A 16765-nucleotide genomic window follows, 5' to 3' on the forward strand; every position below is an offset into this window, starting at 1 on the left:
TTTTGCCCAAAGTAAGCAAAGGCATTTGTTAAGCTGATGGTACATCCTTGATACCACAGCTTAACAGGCGGCATCCATGCCGCCTCCATGATCGTAGATACTGCCATGAATTTAATTGGCTTAGGATGAGGAGTAAGAACGGATGACCGATTTATTTGATTTAGAACATATATGGCATCCCTATACTTCGATGTTAAATCCATTGCCAACCTTTAAAGTCAAACGTGCTTATGGCGCAACCATCGAACTAGAAGATGGTCGAACTTTGGTTGATGGCATGTCGTCATGGTGGTGTGCGATTCATGGCTATAACCATCCTGAACTGAACCAAGCAGTTACAGATCAATTGCAAAACATGGCGCATATTATGTTTGGAGGTCTGACCCATGACCCTGCAATTGAATTAGGCAAATTACTATTAAAAATTACGCCGCCGAGTTTAGATAAAATTTTCTATGCAGATTCAGGTTCAGTTGCTGTAGAAGTGGCCTTAAAAATGGCAGTTCAATATTGGGCGGCATTGAATCAACCTGAGAAAACTAATTTGATTACCACGCGTTCTGGCTATCATGGCGATACATGGAATGCGATGTCGGTATGTGATCCAGTCACAGGAATGCATCAAATTTTTGGTACAAGTTTACCGAATCGAATTTTTGTACCCGCGCCACAAAGTCGCTTTGATGCAGAATGGGACCCACAAGATATTCAGCAACTCAAACAGCAGATTGAGCAGCATCATGACACTATTGCTGCACTGATTATAGAGCCGATTGTACAGGGTGCAGGCGGAATGCGTTTTTATCATCCTGAATATTTACGTCAGGCCAAGGCGTTATGTGAGCAGTACAATTTGTTGTTGATCTTTGATGAGATTGCCACGGGTTTTGGACGTACAGGCAAAATGTTTGCATGGGAACATGCCCAAGTAGAGCCAGATATCATGTGTATTGGTAAGGGCTTAACAGGCGGTTATATGACGCTGTCTGCGACCTTAACGACTAAGCAAGTGGCTGAAACCATTAGTCGTGGTGAAGCGGGCGTGTTTATGCATGGCCCGACCTTTATGGCGAATCCATTGGCTTGTGCAGTTGCGTTAAGAAGTACTCAACTGTTGGTGGAACAGGATTGGCAAGCCAATATTCAACGAATTGAAAAGATTCTGGCTGAACAGTTAACCGATTTAGCCCAACTTGACCACGTTGCGGATGTACGGGTTTTAGGTGCGATTGGCGTGGTTGAATTAAGATCTAATGTCGACATGAAAACCTTACAGCAACAGTTTGTTGAACGGGGTATTTGGGTACGACCATTTGGAAAATTGGTCTATGTGATGCCGCCGTACGTGATCACGGATGATGAACTCCATTATTTATTGGCACAGATGAGTGAAGTGGTAAAAAATATGCAAGGAGTAAATGCCAATGTCCTTGCTTGATCATTATGCCGAACAGCTTGACCAGCTCAAACAACAAGGGAATTTCCGTCAATTTACGTCAAATCAACAGCAGGGAAAATGGATTACCATTCAAGATCGAACAATGTTGAATTTGGCATCCAATGATTATTTGGGCTTAGCCGCTGATTTAAGTTTAAGAGAAGAATTTCTCGATACGCTGAAAGTTGAACGAGCGCTCTTTAGTTCATCTTCGTCACGCTTGCTCACGGGTAATTTTGCAGAATATGAACAATTTGAAAATATCCTAAGCATAGCCTTTGGTCGTGCTGCCTTACTGTTCAATAGTGGCTATCACATGAATATCGGTATTTTGCCTGCATTATGTGATAGCAAAACCGTGATTTTGGCGGATAAACTAGTTCATGCCAGTATGATTGATGGTATTCGTCTATCGAATGCTCAATATGTGCGTTATCGTCATAATGATTTGCAGCATTTGGAACAGTTATTGCAAAAGTATCATCAAGATGAGCAAATTGAACGTGTCATTGTGGTGACTGAAAGTATTTTTAGTATGGATGGTGACGAGACGGATTTAGCTGCATTGGCGCAGTTAAAACAACGTTATGTCAAAACCATGTTGTATGTCGATGAAGCACATGCGATTGGGGTTAGGGGGGAGCAAGGTCTAGGCTGTGCTGAGCAATATGGTGTATTGGATCAGATCGATTTCCTTGTTGGGACTTTTGGTAAAGCAATTGCCTCAATTGGCGGTTATATTATTTGTGATTCAATCATCCGTGACTATCTGATCAATAAAATGCGTCCACTTATTTTTAGTACAGCTTTGCCTCCAATCTCGATGGCATGGTCAGATTTTATTTTTAATAAAGTATTGAGCATGCAGCAACAGCGTCAGCACTTGGCCGAGATCAGTCGGTATTTACAGCAAGCGGTAATTGCAAAAGGTTTTTCAAGCCCATCGAGCAGTCATATCATTCCAATTATCTTGGGTGAAAGCCAAGCGGCCATTGAAAAAGCACGCTATGTACAACAACAAGGTTTTTATGCTATGCCAGTACGCCCACCAACAGTGCCACAAAATAGTTCACGCTTGCGTATTTCTTTAACTTCTTTGGTGCGAAAAAACGAATTGGAACAATTGGTGGAGTGTTTGTGAGCATCAATAAAGCACTGGTTGCCCAACGTTTTGCCAAAGCAGGGCAAAGCTATGTCGAGCATGCTGTGGTACAGAAACAGATTAGTGCACAGTTATTTGAATATCTTAAACAATATTGTCCACAGTCTTTGCCATCCGTACTTGAAATCGGTTGCGGTTCAGGCAATTTAACGCATTTATTTCATACTCATTTTCAGTTTGATCAATTATTTTTAAATGATCTTTATGAGGATGTAGATCAGCATTTTTCAAATTTTAAATCCCCTCACTTGCGAAGTGATACTTCTCACCCTTTTATTAAGGGGAGACCTAAGGTTGATTGGTTGATCGGTGATATTGAGCAGCTTAAATTACCATCTGGATTAGATGCGGTGATTTCGAGTTCCGCTTTGCAATGGATGACTGATCTACCTGCATTATTACAACGAATTTATGATGCTTTAAAACCGAAAGGCTATTTGGGTTTCTCTACATTTGGTGAAAACAATTTAATTGAAATCAAGCAACTGACAGGACAAGGTTTAAATTATTATTCCAGTGAAGTATTGAAACAGAAACTTGAAGAGAGTGGCTTTGAGATTGTGTTTATACAAGAAGAGCAAAAACATCTATATTTTGATGATCCTAAATTAGTTCTGCATCATCTAAAAGCGACAGGTGTAACAGCAACATCGAAATCGCATCGCTGGACGAAACAATCCTTGCAGCAATTTTATTCAGATTATCAACAGTTTTATGATGAGCAGGGTTTTCGCCTGACTTATCATCCGATTTATGTGATCGCGCGGAGAGCAGCATGAGTGCAGCAATTTATTTTGTCAGTGGTATTGATACTGAAATTGGTAAAACTTATGCCACAGGTTATCTCGCCAAACTTTGGACCGAACAGGGACAGCGTGTCATTACTCAGAAGTTGGTACAAACTGGCAATGTAGATATCTCGGAAGATATTGAAAAACACCGTGAAATTATGGGAATGGGTTGGTTTCAGGAAGATCATGAAAAGCTGACCATGCCTGAGATTTTTACTTATCCAGCCTCACCGCATTTAGCCACACGTTTGGATGGACGTGATCTGGATTTTGCCAAGATCGAAGCAGCGACCAAAGAATTGGCGCAGCGATTTGAGGTGGTACTGTTGGAAGGTGCAGGTGGTTTGATGGTGCCTTTAACCACAGAATTGTTGACCATTGATTATATCGCTCAGCATCAATTTCCTGTGATTTTGGTGACTTCAGGACGTTTGGGCAGTATTAATCATACTTTATTGAGTTTAGAGGCATTAAAGCAGCATGGTTTGAGTTTGCATGCTTTGGTATATAACTTAAAAGATGAATCGAAAGATCCACTTATTTCTAAAGATACAGCGGATTATTTAAAGGCTTATTTGGCAAAGCATTTTCCTGATGCTCAATGGATTGAATTGGAAAAGTTTAATTAACTTAAATTTTGCTTAGAATAAATACTAACTTATTGAAATAATTGTCTAGCTTCTTTAACGGAGTCATACTCCGTTAAAGCCAAATTTAGGTTAAACCTGCGGTTCGCCCTACTTTGGTTTCGCCCAAAGTAGGCAAAGGCATTGTCATCCACAAAACCTGTTCTCTTGTGGGTTTTGTTTTTATTATTTCGCAGAAACAATATATTGCAAAATTCACGCAGGTTGTGGATGACGTTTCCGAGTATCATATTTCATGTGAGAATTTCTGTTAAATAAAAGCAAGGTCAAGAATGAACAAGAATAAGAAATTAGTTTTATCCATTTTATGTGGGTTCTTCATAACAGTTTCAGTATCTCACGCTGCTGTACCTCCAGATAAAACCATTATCAGTTGGATCACTAATTTACAAGATTCAAATGCCAATCCTCCTCAAGCCATTCAGATTGATTCGACCGAAGCCGTAAAACTGATCTCAGGAGAAGAAGCCTATTTATCGGGTGTGAGTTTTGAAAATGCAGGACGTAATTTTTGGGCTGGTTATGTATTAACTCGTCCAAAATTAAAACAATCTCGAATTTTAAAGGAGTTTGGTGGCCAATCGAATAGCTTTAAAGTGCATTCAACCGTTTATAAAGGCAAACCGATTCAACTGATCGAAATTGAAAGTGCAGGTTCAGGACAAGGGACAGTCGAGTCGAGTAAAAGCTTGGTTTATTTCAATCAATGGACGAGTAAACTGATTACAGAGGTCGAAGAATCTTCTTATGGTGGGCGCTATGATGAAAAGTTAGGAGAAGAAGATTGTCGCACAGGGCGGGAAAATTCAGGCTATTTAAATGTGATGCCTTATTCACCTTATGTGATTCGAACGACAGTAACCGGAGATGCATGTAATAACAAACCACAAGGCTATAAGGTGAGCAGTAAGCTTATTCCTGTTGTCATCAATGAAATAAAATAAAAAAAGCTAACAAGCGAACTTGTTAGCGCAGGAGTAAAATTGTAGTTATCTGATTAATTTTTTGTTTTTATTATTTAGTTATTACTGACGATACCGATTTTGGTTACATTGCTCTGTTGAGCGAGTGCCATCACCATCGCGATATTCTTATATTCAGCTTGAGCATCAGGTTTAAACTTGATCTGATCCTGATCAGCTTTTTGCGCAACAGATTCAAACAAAACCTTCAACGCTTGGCGATCAGCAACAGCTTGATCATTCCAAAAAATATGCCCTTGCGCATCAACCCGTAAATTGATGGTTTCAGGTGGCTTCTGATCTGTTGGCGGTGGTGGTGTGCCATTTGGCAAATTAATGTTAATGGCGTTGTTTGGAATTGGGATGGTGATAATGAACATAATCAGCAGCACCAACATGACATCAATCAGCGGTGTCATGTTGACGTCAAGCATCACATCTTCTTCTTCATTTTTCGAACCCACATTCATACCCATGTGTGATTCTCCTATTATGGTGTAGAAGCAGGGGGAGTCGTAACAAAAGCGATTTTGCCAATCCCTGCTTGCTGTGTTGTGCTGATCACCTGATCTATCGCTTCATAATGTGTCTGTTGATCGCCACGAATATGAACCTCAGGCTGCGGATGTTTTTGCGCTTCAGCTTGTAAACGGGCAAGTAACGTTTCTTTATTTGCAACGTGTTGTTCATTCCAGAAAATATCCCCCGTTTTATTGACGGAAAGCTGGATATTTTGTGGTGTGGTGGCATAAGGTGTATTTTTTTCTTCAGGTAGTTTTACTGGAACAGTGTGTGTGACCACTGGAACTGTGATTAAAAAGATAATCAGCAGCACCAGCATGATGTCGACGAGTGGAGTCGTGTTAATCGTCCCGATGACATCATCATCACTTTGATCTGAATTAATCATCATGCCCATAATGGTGTTCCTTATTTAGAATCACGGTTTGGGTGATTACTGTTTAAGTCACCGCTGAGTAATACGGCATGCAGGTCTGAACCAAATGAACGGACATTATCCATGACTGCTTTATTGCGGCGAGTCAGCCAGTTATAACCAAGTACCGCGGGTACAGCGACAGCTAAACCAATTGCCGTCATGATTAATGCTTCACCCACAGGACCTGCGACTTTATCAATTGATGCTTGGCCTGAAATACCAATCGCGGTGAGCGCGTGATAAATCCCCCAAACTGTTCCAAATAAACCAACGAAAGGTGCAGTTGAACCTACTGTTGCGAGAAATGCCAAACCATTACCTAAATGGCTTTGTACTTTATCAATCGCACGTTGAATCGAAATCGTTACCCATGTGTTGAAATCAATACGTTCTAATAAAGTGCCATCGTGATGTTTGGTTGAGCGAATGCCTTTTTCAGCAATATAACGGTAGCTGCTATTGCTATTTAAACTTTCTGCAGCGCTATTTAAAGACTCCGCTTCCCAAAAATGGCGTTCAGCTTCTGTGCCATGGCGTTTAATTTTACTTTGTTGGAACACTTTCGACAGAATGATGTACCACGTTCCAATCGACATTAGTACCAAGATAAATAATGTTGATTTTGCGACCAAGTCACCTTCGCGCCAAAGGGCTTCTAAGCCATAAGGGTTATGTACTTTCTCAACAGTTGCAGGCAAGGGTGGCGGTGTTGGTGCGGCTTGTGCTGCGGTATCAGTTGCTACAGTCGTTACTGCTGTGGTTTGCGTGGTTTCATCCGCCCACACGCTTGCAACTGGAAGTAAGGTCGTACCTGCGATGAGGCCAATTGCTGCGATTCGAGAGAGTTTTTTTACAGTTTTATTCATTTTAAATTCTCCAAAAAATTGTTTAATTCACTTCTATATGCATTAAGAAATCGTGAATGGATATTCGATCTCGTACCATTCTTGTTGTGGTACACCGTCTTTCATTGCTGCTTTAAAAGTACACAGGCTATACGCTTTAATAGCCGCCTTATCTAAGCTTTTACTGCCGCTTGATTTCTTGACTTTTGAGTCAATGACTTTGCCTGAACCATCAACCAGCACACGAATACGCACTGTACCTTCTTCTTCATTCATCAAGGCTTCACGAGGGTATTCTGGTTTCTGACATCCCGCTTCTCCTTCGGAAACCCCACGTGAAATACCAGCAGGTTTTGCAGGTGCTGGGGGAGCAGTATTTGCAACTGGTGCGGCAACAGGGCTAGGACTTGGAGAAGCTGCTGTGACATGTGCGGGCGTTGTCACTGAAGTTTTAGTCGGTTGTGTAGGTGCTGGTTTTTGCACAGGTGTAACTTTCTCGACCTGTTTAGGTGGATCAGGCATCTTGGCCACTTTTTCGACCATTTTCGGTGGCTCGGGTGGCTTTTCTTTAGGTTTTGGTTCCTCAGGTTTTGGAGGTGGTTTGATGTCCTGAATAATCTGTAGTTCTACAGGTTTGTCGACGGGCTTGCTAAATTCTGTCGCTAAACTTGTCATCAGAATATAGGCGATAATGAGATGTAGAAATAACACCAGACCAATACCGACAAGGCGTTTGGCAGGTTGATTTTCACTCTCAGAAAAGGGGATGCCCATAAATACTCCTGAAATTGTAATCATGGATTCATCGTCGTTTGGAGGAAGGGATCAATTAAAAATTGATACTAACCGCTTTAATTTTTGATGAATCAGAGGATTACGGTGAACCACTACAACAGAAGGAACATCATGTCGTAGTGGCGAAACACATTAAAATTTATAAGTACCGCGGGCGAAGTAAGTTCGACCTGTTACATCACCAAAACGTGGGTCATAGCCATACTGGAAATTCTCCAAGGTGTTGGATGCTGTTGGTTCTTCATCAAAGATATTTTTAATACCGAGTGTTAAATCCAGATTTTTGAAACCACGGTATGTGCCCGAAACGTTATAAAGGGTATAGTCACTGACACGATGATTCTTATAACCGTCATCAAGATTTTCTGAGTTTTGATCTTTATAGCCGCGTGTAAATTGCTGTTGGAAGTTGAGTGACCAGTCTTCATAGCTCCAGTTAAGATTTGCGACATGCTTCCAACGAATGGTTGGTCCATCATCCTTGTAAACACCTAAACTGCTGATCCACTCACCATTTTTTTCATTTTGATATTCGTATTTGGTGACATAGGTTCCATCAATTCCAAAGCCAAAACGACCAGTTGATGTGACAGGAGTTAAATAGTTCAGGCTGACATCAAAACCTTGGGTTTTTAAATTGCCCATGTTCTGCATAGTTGTAATGATATAGTCGATTGAACCATCTGCTTTACGAACAAATTTGTCTTTATATTTATCTGGGTTTTCAAAAATGGTCGATGCTTCAAGTGCCGAGATTTGATTTTTAACTTCGACATTGTAGTAATCTAGAGAGAACACAAGGTTTTTGATTGGTTCAAGTACAAAACCTGCTGTGATCGACGTCGATTTTTCAGGCTCTAACTCTTTGTTACCACCTTGCATACGATCAAACTGCTGATCACAGTCACGAGCCTGACTACCATCAGGGGTAGCTTTGCCCCCTGGACATAAAATTGGGTCACTGTTACTTGGTGATAAAGTTCGACTATTGGTTTTATTGATTTCATATAAGGTTGGTGCGCGGAAGCCTGTACTATATGAAGTACGGAACATTAGTTGTTTAAGTGGTTCCCAACGTAAAGCAACTTTTGGATTAAAGGTATCACCGACATCACTATAGTTGTCGTAGCGCGCTGCAATTTGTGCTTCTAACGTTTTATGTAATGGGATTTGTAGTTCGGTAAATACCGATGAAATATCGCGCTTGCCTTCCTGATGTGGATTGTTTGGATCAGTCCCAACGCTTGGTAAACGAGCAGCGAGATCTGAATTTACAGTAGAATCCCACTTGTCATGGCGGAAACTGCCGCCAAATGCGAAACCTACATCACCAGCAGGTAAGGTATAAATTGGTCGGCTTGCAGTAAAATCGACTGTACTCGATTCTAATTTTGCTTTGTTATAATCTCCTGAAAGTGAGAGTTTGTTCCAAAGATTTGGATCATCTCCAGCTGCCTGTGGACCAAATGGATTAAGTTGGCCAGCATCTAAAGCGGATTGCACGGCAGCTTTATCTAAATATCCACTGCTTGCTGTCTCGGTGACGGCACTGCGTGCATAGCTGACACCTGTATTGATATCCCAACCATATGCTTCACCTTCAATACCTGCAAAAACTCGGTGAGATTCATTCTCGGTATCACTGATGCGATTGCCGGCTTGTGAGCGGAGTGAGAGTAGAAGTGGTTCACCACTGAGGCCCGCAACAGTGGGTACTAAACCATTCCCAGGATAATACTTACTATTCTTGCTAATTGAGACTTTATTATTGCCGTTATAGACATCAGGTGCGACTGAGGTTGAGACCTTGTTATTGGCATAAACATATTCACCAATAGCGTTGAAGCTATCATTTAGCTTCAGTGTTAAACGACCCATTGCCGAAATATCTTCTGTTTTCGGTACGATTCCAATCAGGTTTTGGGTGTTTAATAGGCAAATTTTATCAAGCGCTTCAGTACCTGCATAACCTCCACAGCCCGTTGCTGCATAAGGATTTCCACTGGCTCCATTTTTAGAATCAACGAAATTGGCAGGAAAAGAGGCTGAACTTCGTGCATCAAGACCAAGTTCGGGAATCAGGCTGCCTTTTGCACTAACCTTTCTATCTTTAGCCATGATGTCATTGCCATGGCGATAATCAACCACACCAAATACATTAAAACCATTATCTTCAAGGTCACCATAACCACCAAAAATACTGAAGTCTTGGGTATCACCACCTTTGTGTTCAGGTTGAGTAAGACCACCACTGATATTTAGTCCAGTGAATTGTTTTTTGGTGATGAAGTTAATAACCCCACCAATTGCATCCGTACCATAAATTGCAGAAGCACCATCACGGACGATTTCGATACGTTCTAGCATAGCGAGGGGAATGATATTTAAATTAGTCACACCACTATCAAATGCACTTGCAGCCAAACGGCGACCATTGAGTAAAATCAAAGTCTTATTTTCACCAACGCCTCGTAAATTGGCTGTTGCTCCTGCTGTGCCAGAACGCCCGACGTTTTGTGAAGTAACAAAACCAGCTTGGTTGGCAGTAATTTTGGTCAGTGCTTCTTCTGTCGTAGTCACCCCTTGTTTCAGAATCTCGTCTACTTTGACAATGGTAATGGGAGACGCGCTCTGGGCTGCAACGCCTTTGATGGATGAACCTGTAACAGCAACTTTTACGACTTTGGCTGCTTTTTCCTCGGAAGGCGATTCGGCCTCAGCAGCATGAGCTATGGTTAAACACAGCATACTTAAACTGAGCGTACTGAGTTTAAGTATGGTTTTGCTCGCTTTTGGCAGAGCAGTTGGTTGAGCGAAGTTGGCTTTTTTCATTGATTATTTAACCCCTAAATGGATTGCCACTCTAAAAATTCAATAAATCCGTTTTAGCAAGAGCTGTGCCAAACCCTATTTTTAGATTTCGCTTAATGTAGAATAAAATGTGTAAAAGTGTTTTAGTTTTTATATATAAGCTTTTCATATTTTTACTAAATATTAAAAATATTGAAGTAATTCTAAATGTGGATTGGTTAACATAAAGTTCCAAATGAAGTATGGTTTTATAATGCATTAAAATGAATCATAAAATTTTATTTTTGCTTTTTTGTGGTGCAAATCATATTTTATTGTTATAAAACAAATGTTTTATTATTTTTATTTCATTGAAATGGAAAATAATATATAAAAATATGATTTGGCATAAAGTTACTTTTATTTAAGATGCGTGAAAACTAGATCTGCTAATAATACATTTTGATTAAAAATTAAACATAATTTTTTTATTTGAAAAGTGGCATGAAATTAGCAAGGTAATTTTCGATCTTTAAGGGGGTTTTTCTTTTAACTTAATTTTTCCAACTGGTAAAAATCATTAAATAAATGATTTTTTAATAAAAAGTTGGAATGAGACACGCTGAAAGGGAAATGGTTGTAGTGTTGAATGCTATGCAAAAGTCTAGTATTTATTAAAAAACGATGATGTGAGCACTGATTTGAAGTCAACTTTTTTTACGGTCACTGTATTATCAACCGTTATTGCATTTATGCCGATGGGGTATGCAAAAACACCTGCTCAGGCAGATAAAGTACTCCGTGTTGCTTTTGAAGCCCCAGATGATGGTTTTGATATGGTTAAAACTTTTAATTTTTACAGCGGAAATGTCGCCGATGTAATTTTTGAAAGATTGCTTCAATACGATTATCTCGCTAACCCAGTAAAATTGGTTCCATCTACAGCAGAAAGCCTACCTGTGATTGAAAAAAATGGTCAGGTTTATATATTTAAAATAAAGCCAGGGATTTATTTTACCGATGATCCTGCATTTAAAGGTAAACGCAGAGAGCTGGTTGCAGAGGATTATGTCTATTCCATTAAGCGGATATTAGATCCTAAAAATCATGCCTCAGCATTTTCTTTTATTGATAATAAAATTGTTGGTGCAAATGCACTGGTGGACCAAGCCAAAAAAACGGGCACATTTAACTATGATGCCAAGATTGAAGGTGTAAAAGCATTAGATAAATATACAATTCAATTTAAGCTGACCCAACCTGATTATAATTTTCCTTATATTCTTGCCTATAGCACATTTGGAGCGACGGCTAGAGAAGTGGTTGAATATTATAAAGATCAGTTAGGCATGCATCCTGTGGGAACAGGGCCTTATATGCTGAGCAAATATATACCCCGCAGCAAGATCGAATTAGTTGCAAATCCTGATTATCGCGGTTTTGTCTGGAATTTTAAATCGACAGGCACGGCGTGGGATAACCTGCTAGTTAAAGAAATGAGTGGCAAGAAAATGCCGCAAATTGGCAAAGTCAATATCAGCATTATCGAAGAAGAACAATCACGTTGGCTCGCTTTTCAGTCCAAACAACTGGATTTTGATAAGGTCACTTCAAGTGCAATTCCTAAAGTGCTTGATCAAAATAATCAGTTAAAAGCAGAAATGCAAAAGCAGGGTATACGTTTGTATGCCAATAAAGAGGCAGAGATCACCTATTCAATGTTGAATATGCGTGATCCTGTTGTTGGTGGGAATAGCCTAGATAAAATTGCGTTAAGACGTGCCATCGCCATGTCTTTTAATGTCAATGAATATATTCGTATCTTAAGAAAAGGTCAGGCGGTTAAGGCTGAAATGCTGGTACCTGCAGGCATTAATGGTCATAACCCGAATTATCGCAGTAGCATTGGTTACAATCCTGTTTTAGCCAATAAATTACTGGATCATTTCGGCTATAAAAAAGGCCCAGATGGCTATCGTAATCTGCCCAATGGCAAGCCTTTAACCTTAAAAATAAATACCGAGAGTGGTACAGCTTCCGTGATGTATTCTGAATTGTGGAAGAAAAATCTAGATGCAATCGGGATTCGGGCAGACTTTAAAGTCAGTAATTTTGCCGATAACTTAAAAGCCGCAACCCAGTGTCAATACATGATGTGGAGTGGAGCATGGCATGCGGATTATCCAGAGGGTGAAAATTTCACGCAATTGCTTTATGGTCCGAATGTTGGTCGTGGTAATCAATCCTGTTATCAGTCAGCTGCTTATGACAATTTATATAAACAGGCAATGCAGCAAGCCCCTGAAAAACGTATGCCATTCTATGAAAAAATGAGTCGCCAAATTGAAGCAGATGGAACGTGGATTTTACAAGATACAAGGATTCGGAACTGGTTGATTCAACCTGATGTGCAGGGATTTAAAGCTCATCCAATTATGAATACCAACTGGCAATACTTAGATATTGTTCCACCCAATCAAAAATAAGTGATGTGTTTATGATGAAGCAAAATTTTAAACTTTCGATGCAACGGACTAGTCTGGTGCTGTTATTGGGGACAACATTAAGTCTAGGGGTAACGATTACAGAAGCGAAAAGCCCTGCCGATCCAAAAAAAGTGTTACGTTATGCTTTTCCCGTAGCTGAGACTGGATTTGATCCTGTTGCTGTACAAGATTTATATTCAGCACATATTTTGTATTCAGTGTTTGAAACATTATATACCTATGATTATTTAGCTTCACCCGCAAAACTCGTTCCAAATACGGCGGTGGCTTTGCCAGAAGTGAGTACCGATGGTTTGACCTATACCATTCGAATAAAAAAAGGAATTTATTTCACCCCTGATCCTGTATTTAAAGGCAAAGCGAGAGAATTAACTGCAACAGACTATGCCTATTCTTTTAAACGTTTGCTTGATCCAAATCTACATTCACCCAACAGTTGGTTGTTTGATGGACGTATCTCAGGAATAGATAGTGCTATCCAGCAAGCAGCGAAAAATGGAAAATTTAATTACGATCAGCCGATTGCAGGGCTACAAACACCAGATCGTTATACTTTGGTGATTCGATTAAAAGAGCCAAATTATAATTTTCCAATGCTACTTGCACATCAACCAACGGGTGCAGTCGCGCGTGAAGTGATTGAACATTATCGTGATAAAGCAGGCTATGCGATGGGACATCCTGTAGGGACAGGGCCTTATGTTCTCGTACAATGGACACCAGGCTCGCGTATTATTTTGAAAGCAAATCCTGATTATCGCGGTTATACATGGAATTTTAAAGCGACCCATCCTGAAGATCAGAAAATCGTAAAGCAAATGCAAGGCAAAAAAATGCCGCAGATTGGTGTGGTTGATATTCAAGTGATTGAAGAATCACAGTCAGGATGGTTATCTTTCCAAAAAGATGGGCTAGATATATTTACTTTAGATGGTGAATTACCTGCACAAGCTTTAAAAGATGGTCAGTTAAAGCCAGAGTTGGCAAAAAAAGGGATTCAACTTTCACGTATTGCTGACCCTTCGATTGATTATTTGTATTGGAATATACAAAACCCTGTGGTCGGTGGCGTGAGTAAAGAGAAAATTGCTTTACGCCGTGCAATGGCGATGGCAACCTCTAAAGAGAAATTTATCAACATTTTAGCCAAAGGGAACGCCAAAAATTTAGAATCGCCGATTCCTTATGGTATCGCGGGGCATGATCCCAATTATAGAAGCAGCATTCCGTATTCCGTCAAAGCAGCAAATTTATTACTAGATCGTTATAACTACAAAGTGGGCAAAGATGGTTGGCGGATGTTGCCGAATGGCAAGCCACTGGTGATTGAGTTTATGCCATCCAGTAGCAGTGCACGCAGTATGCAGATGGCAGAACTGTTAAAGAAAGAATTAGCCAATATCAAAGTCAATATGGTCTCTAAACCTGTGCCTTTTGCAGAAGGTTTAAAGGCTGAAAAACAATGTAAAACCATGTTTAAAGCTTCCGCTTGGATTGCAGACTATCCTGATGCAGACAACTTTGTGCAGTTGTTTTATGGCAATAATATTCATGCCACCAACCATACTTGTTTTAAATTGCCAGAATATGATCGTTTATATGAACAGTCATTGAAACTTGCTGATGGTCCTGAACGGAATTTGTTATATCGCAAAATGTCACGTCTTTTAGAGTTTTATGCGCCTGTACAATTCATATCGACCCGTTACCGTACTGTCGTGGCTCAACCTCGAGTGATTGGCTATAAAAAGCATCCGATTCTGCCCGCAGAGTGGATGTACATTGATATGCAAGATAAGCAACCTTAGTCCTATAAAAGGGTTCGCAAGAAACCCAAATGATTGATGAATTAAATTGGAGAGAATAATGGCGAAAAAAATGTTGAAACGATCGACACTATGTCTGTTATCTATGGCGATCACAGGGATGAGTCAAGGCGTGTGGGCAGTAAGCACATCTGCTGTTTTACCTATTTTTAAACTGAATTACAGTGCAGAATGGTGCGATGCTAATTTACACAAGTTACAACAGCGTATTTCTCAATTAGAACAACAATCCATTCAACCGCAATCGACAGCTGCACCTGTTCTAGCTGAATGGGATCAATTGATGGCAAGCTTTGAGGATTTTTCTGGGCCAATTAGCTTATATAGCAATGTGCATCCCGATGCGAAATTTCGTAAGGCTGCTGATGATTGTGAAGTAAAAATCAATCAGTTGCAGACTGAAATTTATCAGAACCCAAAATTGTATCAACGAATTAAAAATACCAAAACAACAGATCCAATTGATCGTAAATATCGTCAAGATATTCTTGATCAATTTGAAGATACAGGGGTGCAGCTTGCGCCTGAAAAACGAGCACGTTTAAAACATATATTGGATGAACTCACCAAACTTTCGCAAGAGTTCTCTCGTAATGTCCGCGACAATCCTGAAAAATTAGAATTCACACCAGCCGAATTAAAGGGACTACCTGAAAGTTATATTTCAGGCTTAAAGAAAAATGATAAAGGCAATTATTTATTGGGTTTTGAATATCCTGAATATCAACCATTTATGGAACTTTCAGACAGTGATGATGCAAGAAAACGTTATCAAACGGCATTTACACGTCGTGGTACAGAAAAGAATTTAGTCCTGCTTAAACAGATTGTTGACTTACGTTATGAATTAGCACAGCTATTTGGTCAGCCAAGTTATGCAGACTGGGCATTAAAGAAACGCATGGCGAAAACACCAAAAACAGTGAATAACTTCTTAGCAGATGTTCATAAAGTCGTGGCACCTTTAGAGCAAAAAGAGGTGCAGCAGTTACGTGTATTTAAAGCTAAAACCCTAAATATTTCTTTGGAAAAAGCTGAAATTAACCGTTGGAATGTGGGGTATTGGAGCGAAAAACTACGCAAGGACAAATACCAGATTGACCAAGAAAAACTGCGTGATTATTTCCCAACACTCGCCGCACAGAAATGGTTATTTGCAATTTCCGAGAATTTGTATGGTATTCAGTTTAAAGCCGCTAAAGTGGATACGTGGCAACAAGAAGTTGAATATTACGATGTTGTAGACCAAAAAACAGGTGAGATATTGGGTAGCTTATATATGGATAAGTTCCCACGTGAAGGTAAATATGGTCATGCAGCAGTATGGGGCGTATATGGGGGCAGTACGCTGAGTAAACGTAAACCAATTTCAGTATTAGTGACTAATTTTAATCGTAAAGGTTTAAACAGCAATGAGCTTGAAACTTTTGTGCATGAGTTTGGGCATGCTTTACATGGAATTTTGTCAAAAACCCGCTATTCGGGTCAGTCAGGAACATCAGTAGAGCGTGATTTTGTTGAAGCACCATCGCAAATGTATGAAGAATGGGCGCGCCGTAAAGAAACTTTATCTAAAGTCGCTGACTATTGTGATCCTGCTTGTCCGAGAGTGGATGATGCACTGATTGCACGTTTAAAAGCTGTGCATAATTATGGACGTGGATTAGGGTATGCACGCCAAACGCTTTATGCACAATATGATATGGCATTGCATGTCGCTGATGCACTAAGTGTACAGCCAATGGATGTGTGGAAAAAAATGGAATCCGCAACCGCTCTAGGCTATGTGCCGAATACTGAATTTCCTGGGCAGTTTGGACATCTGATGGGCTATCAAGCGGGCTACTATGGTTATATGTGGTCTGAAGTATTGGCTCTGGATATGTTGTCTGCTTTCGGTGATAACTTGAATAATCCAGAAGTGGGTCAGCGTTACCGCCAAACGATTTTATCTCAAGGCAGCCAAAAGAATGCAGCTCAACTGGTCAAAGATTTCTTAGGCAGAGAACCGGATAACAAAGCTTTCTTGAGTGAAATTACAGGTCAACGGGTCAAATAAGGA

At 40.1% G+C, this 16765-nt stretch carries 13 protein-coding genes; 8 read left to right on the top strand and 5 right to left on the bottom strand.

Features of this window, described 5'->3' with window-relative positions; translation table 11 throughout:
- Positions 1–142: 142 nt before the first annotated feature.
- From bioA to O1449_RS03165, 5 genes are all read left to right on the top strand, one after another.
- Positions 143–1438, top strand: a complete 1296-nt coding sequence (gene bioA, locus O1449_RS03145) for an adenosylmethionine--8-amino-7-oxononanoate transaminase (RefSeq protein ID WP_269239146.1) — start codon at positions 143–145, stop codon at positions 1436–1438.
- Positions 1425–2579, top strand: a complete 1155-nt coding sequence (locus tag O1449_RS03150; protein ID WP_269239147.1) for an 8-amino-7-oxononanoate synthase — start codon at positions 1425–1427, stop codon at positions 2577–2579. Before bioA ends, O1449_RS03150 begins: the two co-directional genes overlap by 14 nt.
- Positions 2570–3379 (top strand): malonyl-ACP O-methyltransferase BioC, encoded by an 810-nt coding sequence (bioC, locus tag O1449_RS03155; RefSeq protein ID WP_269229724.1) that lies wholly within the window; start codon positions 2570–2572, stop codon positions 3377–3379. The genes O1449_RS03150 and bioC overlap by 10 nt, the downstream gene beginning before the upstream one ends.
- Positions 3376–4020 (top strand): dethiobiotin synthase, encoded by a 645-nt coding sequence (bioD, locus tag O1449_RS03160; RefSeq protein WP_269239148.1) that lies wholly within the window; start codon positions 3376–3378, stop codon positions 4018–4020. Before bioC ends, bioD begins: the two co-directional genes overlap by 4 nt.
- Positions 4021–4310: 290 nt before the next feature.
- A complete protein-coding gene (locus tag O1449_RS03165) occupies positions 4311–4982 on the top strand; it encodes a hypothetical protein (RefSeq protein WP_269239149.1) in 672 nt (223 codons plus the stop codon).
- 74 nt (positions 4983–5056) lie between these two features.
- Here the strand turns inward: O1449_RS03165 and O1449_RS03170 are convergent, their stop codons facing one another.
- The 5 genes from O1449_RS03170 to O1449_RS03190 form a co-directional block, all read right to left on the bottom strand.
- On the bottom strand, positions 5057–5476 hold the full coding sequence (locus O1449_RS03170) for an ExbD/TolR family protein (protein WP_269229727.1): 420 nt from the start codon (positions 5474–5476) through the stop codon (positions 5057–5059).
- 14 nt (positions 5477–5490) lie between these two features.
- A complete protein-coding gene (locus tag O1449_RS03175; protein WP_269239150.1) occupies positions 5491–5919 on the bottom strand; it encodes an ExbD/TolR family protein in 429 nt (142 codons plus the stop codon).
- Between the two features lie 11 nt (positions 5920–5930).
- On the bottom strand, positions 5931–6806 hold the full coding sequence (locus O1449_RS03180) for a MotA/TolQ/ExbB proton channel family protein (protein WP_269239151.1): 876 nt from the start codon (positions 6804–6806) through the stop codon (positions 5931–5933).
- A 42-nt stretch (positions 6807–6848) separates the two neighbouring features.
- Entirely contained in the window at positions 6849–7559 is a 711-nt protein-coding gene (locus O1449_RS03185; protein WP_269239152.1) for a TonB family protein, read from the bottom strand.
- 153 nt (positions 7560–7712) lie between these two features.
- The gene (locus O1449_RS03190; protein ID WP_269239153.1) at positions 7713–10412 is read right to left on the bottom strand and encodes a TonB-dependent receptor; all 2700 of its coding nucleotides are present in this window, start codon (positions 10410–10412) and stop codon (positions 7713–7715) included.
- 659 nt (positions 10413–11071) lie between these two features.
- Between O1449_RS03190 and O1449_RS03195 the strand changes: the two genes are divergently transcribed.
- Genes O1449_RS03195 through O1449_RS03205 form a run of 3 tightly spaced genes read left to right on the top strand, consistent with a single transcriptional unit; the run spans position 11072 to position 16762 of the window.
- Positions 11072–12856, top strand: coding sequence for an ABC transporter substrate-binding protein (locus tag O1449_RS03195; RefSeq protein WP_269239154.1), 1785 nt, complete (start codon positions 11072–11074; stop codon positions 12854–12856).
- 14 nt (positions 12857–12870) lie between these two features.
- Complete coding sequence (locus tag O1449_RS03200; protein WP_269239664.1) at positions 12871–14685, top strand: ABC transporter substrate-binding protein; 1815 nt, start codon at positions 12871–12873, stop codon at positions 14683–14685.
- A gap of 58 nt (positions 14686–14743) precedes the next feature.
- Positions 14744–16762: a M3 family metallopeptidase gene (locus O1449_RS03205; RefSeq protein ID WP_269239155.1), complete on the top strand. Its 2019-nt coding sequence runs from the start codon at positions 14744–14746 to the stop codon at positions 16760–16762.
- The last annotated feature ends 3 nt before the right edge of the window (positions 16763–16765 follow it).

It is taken from the genome of Acinetobacter sp. TR3 (genome assembly GCF_027105055.1).
In the GTDB taxonomy this organism is placed as follows: Bacteria; Pseudomonadota; Gammaproteobacteria; order Pseudomonadales; family Moraxellaceae; genus Acinetobacter.

Excerpts from the sequence above, each read along its gene's own strand:
- bioA (WP_269239146.1), top strand. The coding sequence starts at position 143 with ATGACCGATTTATTTGATTTAGAACATATATGGCATCCCTATACTTCG.
- O1449_RS03150 (WP_269239147.1), top strand. The coding sequence starts at position 1,425 with ATGTCCTTGCTTGATCATTATGCCGAACAGCTTGACCAGCTCAAACAA.
- bioD (WP_269239148.1), top strand. The coding sequence starts at position 3,376 with ATGAGTGCAGCAATTTATTTTGTCAGTGGTATTGATACTGAAATTGGT.
- O1449_RS03165 (WP_269239149.1), top strand. The coding sequence starts at position 4,311 with ATGAACAAGAATAAGAAATTAGTTTTATCCATTTTATGTGGGTTCTTC.
- O1449_RS03170 (WP_269229727.1), bottom strand. The coding sequence starts at position 5,476 with ATGGGTATGAATGTGGGTTCGAAAAATGAAGAAGAAGATGTGATGCTT.
- O1449_RS03175 (WP_269239150.1), bottom strand. The coding sequence starts at position 5,919 with ATGGGCATGATGATTAATTCAGATCAAAGTGATGATGATGTCATCGGG.
- O1449_RS03180 (WP_269239151.1), bottom strand. The coding sequence starts at position 6,806 with ATGAATAAAACTGTAAAAAAACTCTCTCGAATCGCAGCAATTGGCCTC.
- O1449_RS03185 (WP_269239152.1), bottom strand. The coding sequence starts at position 7,559 with ATGGGCATCCCCTTTTCTGAGAGTGAAAATCAACCTGCCAAACGCCTT.
- O1449_RS03190 (WP_269239153.1), bottom strand. The coding sequence starts at position 10,412 with ATGAAAAAAGCCAACTTCGCTCAACCAACTGCTCTGCCAAAAGCGAGC.
- O1449_RS03200 (WP_269239664.1), top strand. The coding sequence starts at position 12,871 with ATGAAGCAAAATTTTAAACTTTCGATGCAACGGACTAGTCTGGTGCTG.
- O1449_RS03205 (WP_269239155.1), top strand. The coding sequence starts at position 14,744 with ATGGCGAAAAAAATGTTGAAACGATCGACACTATGTCTGTTATCTATG.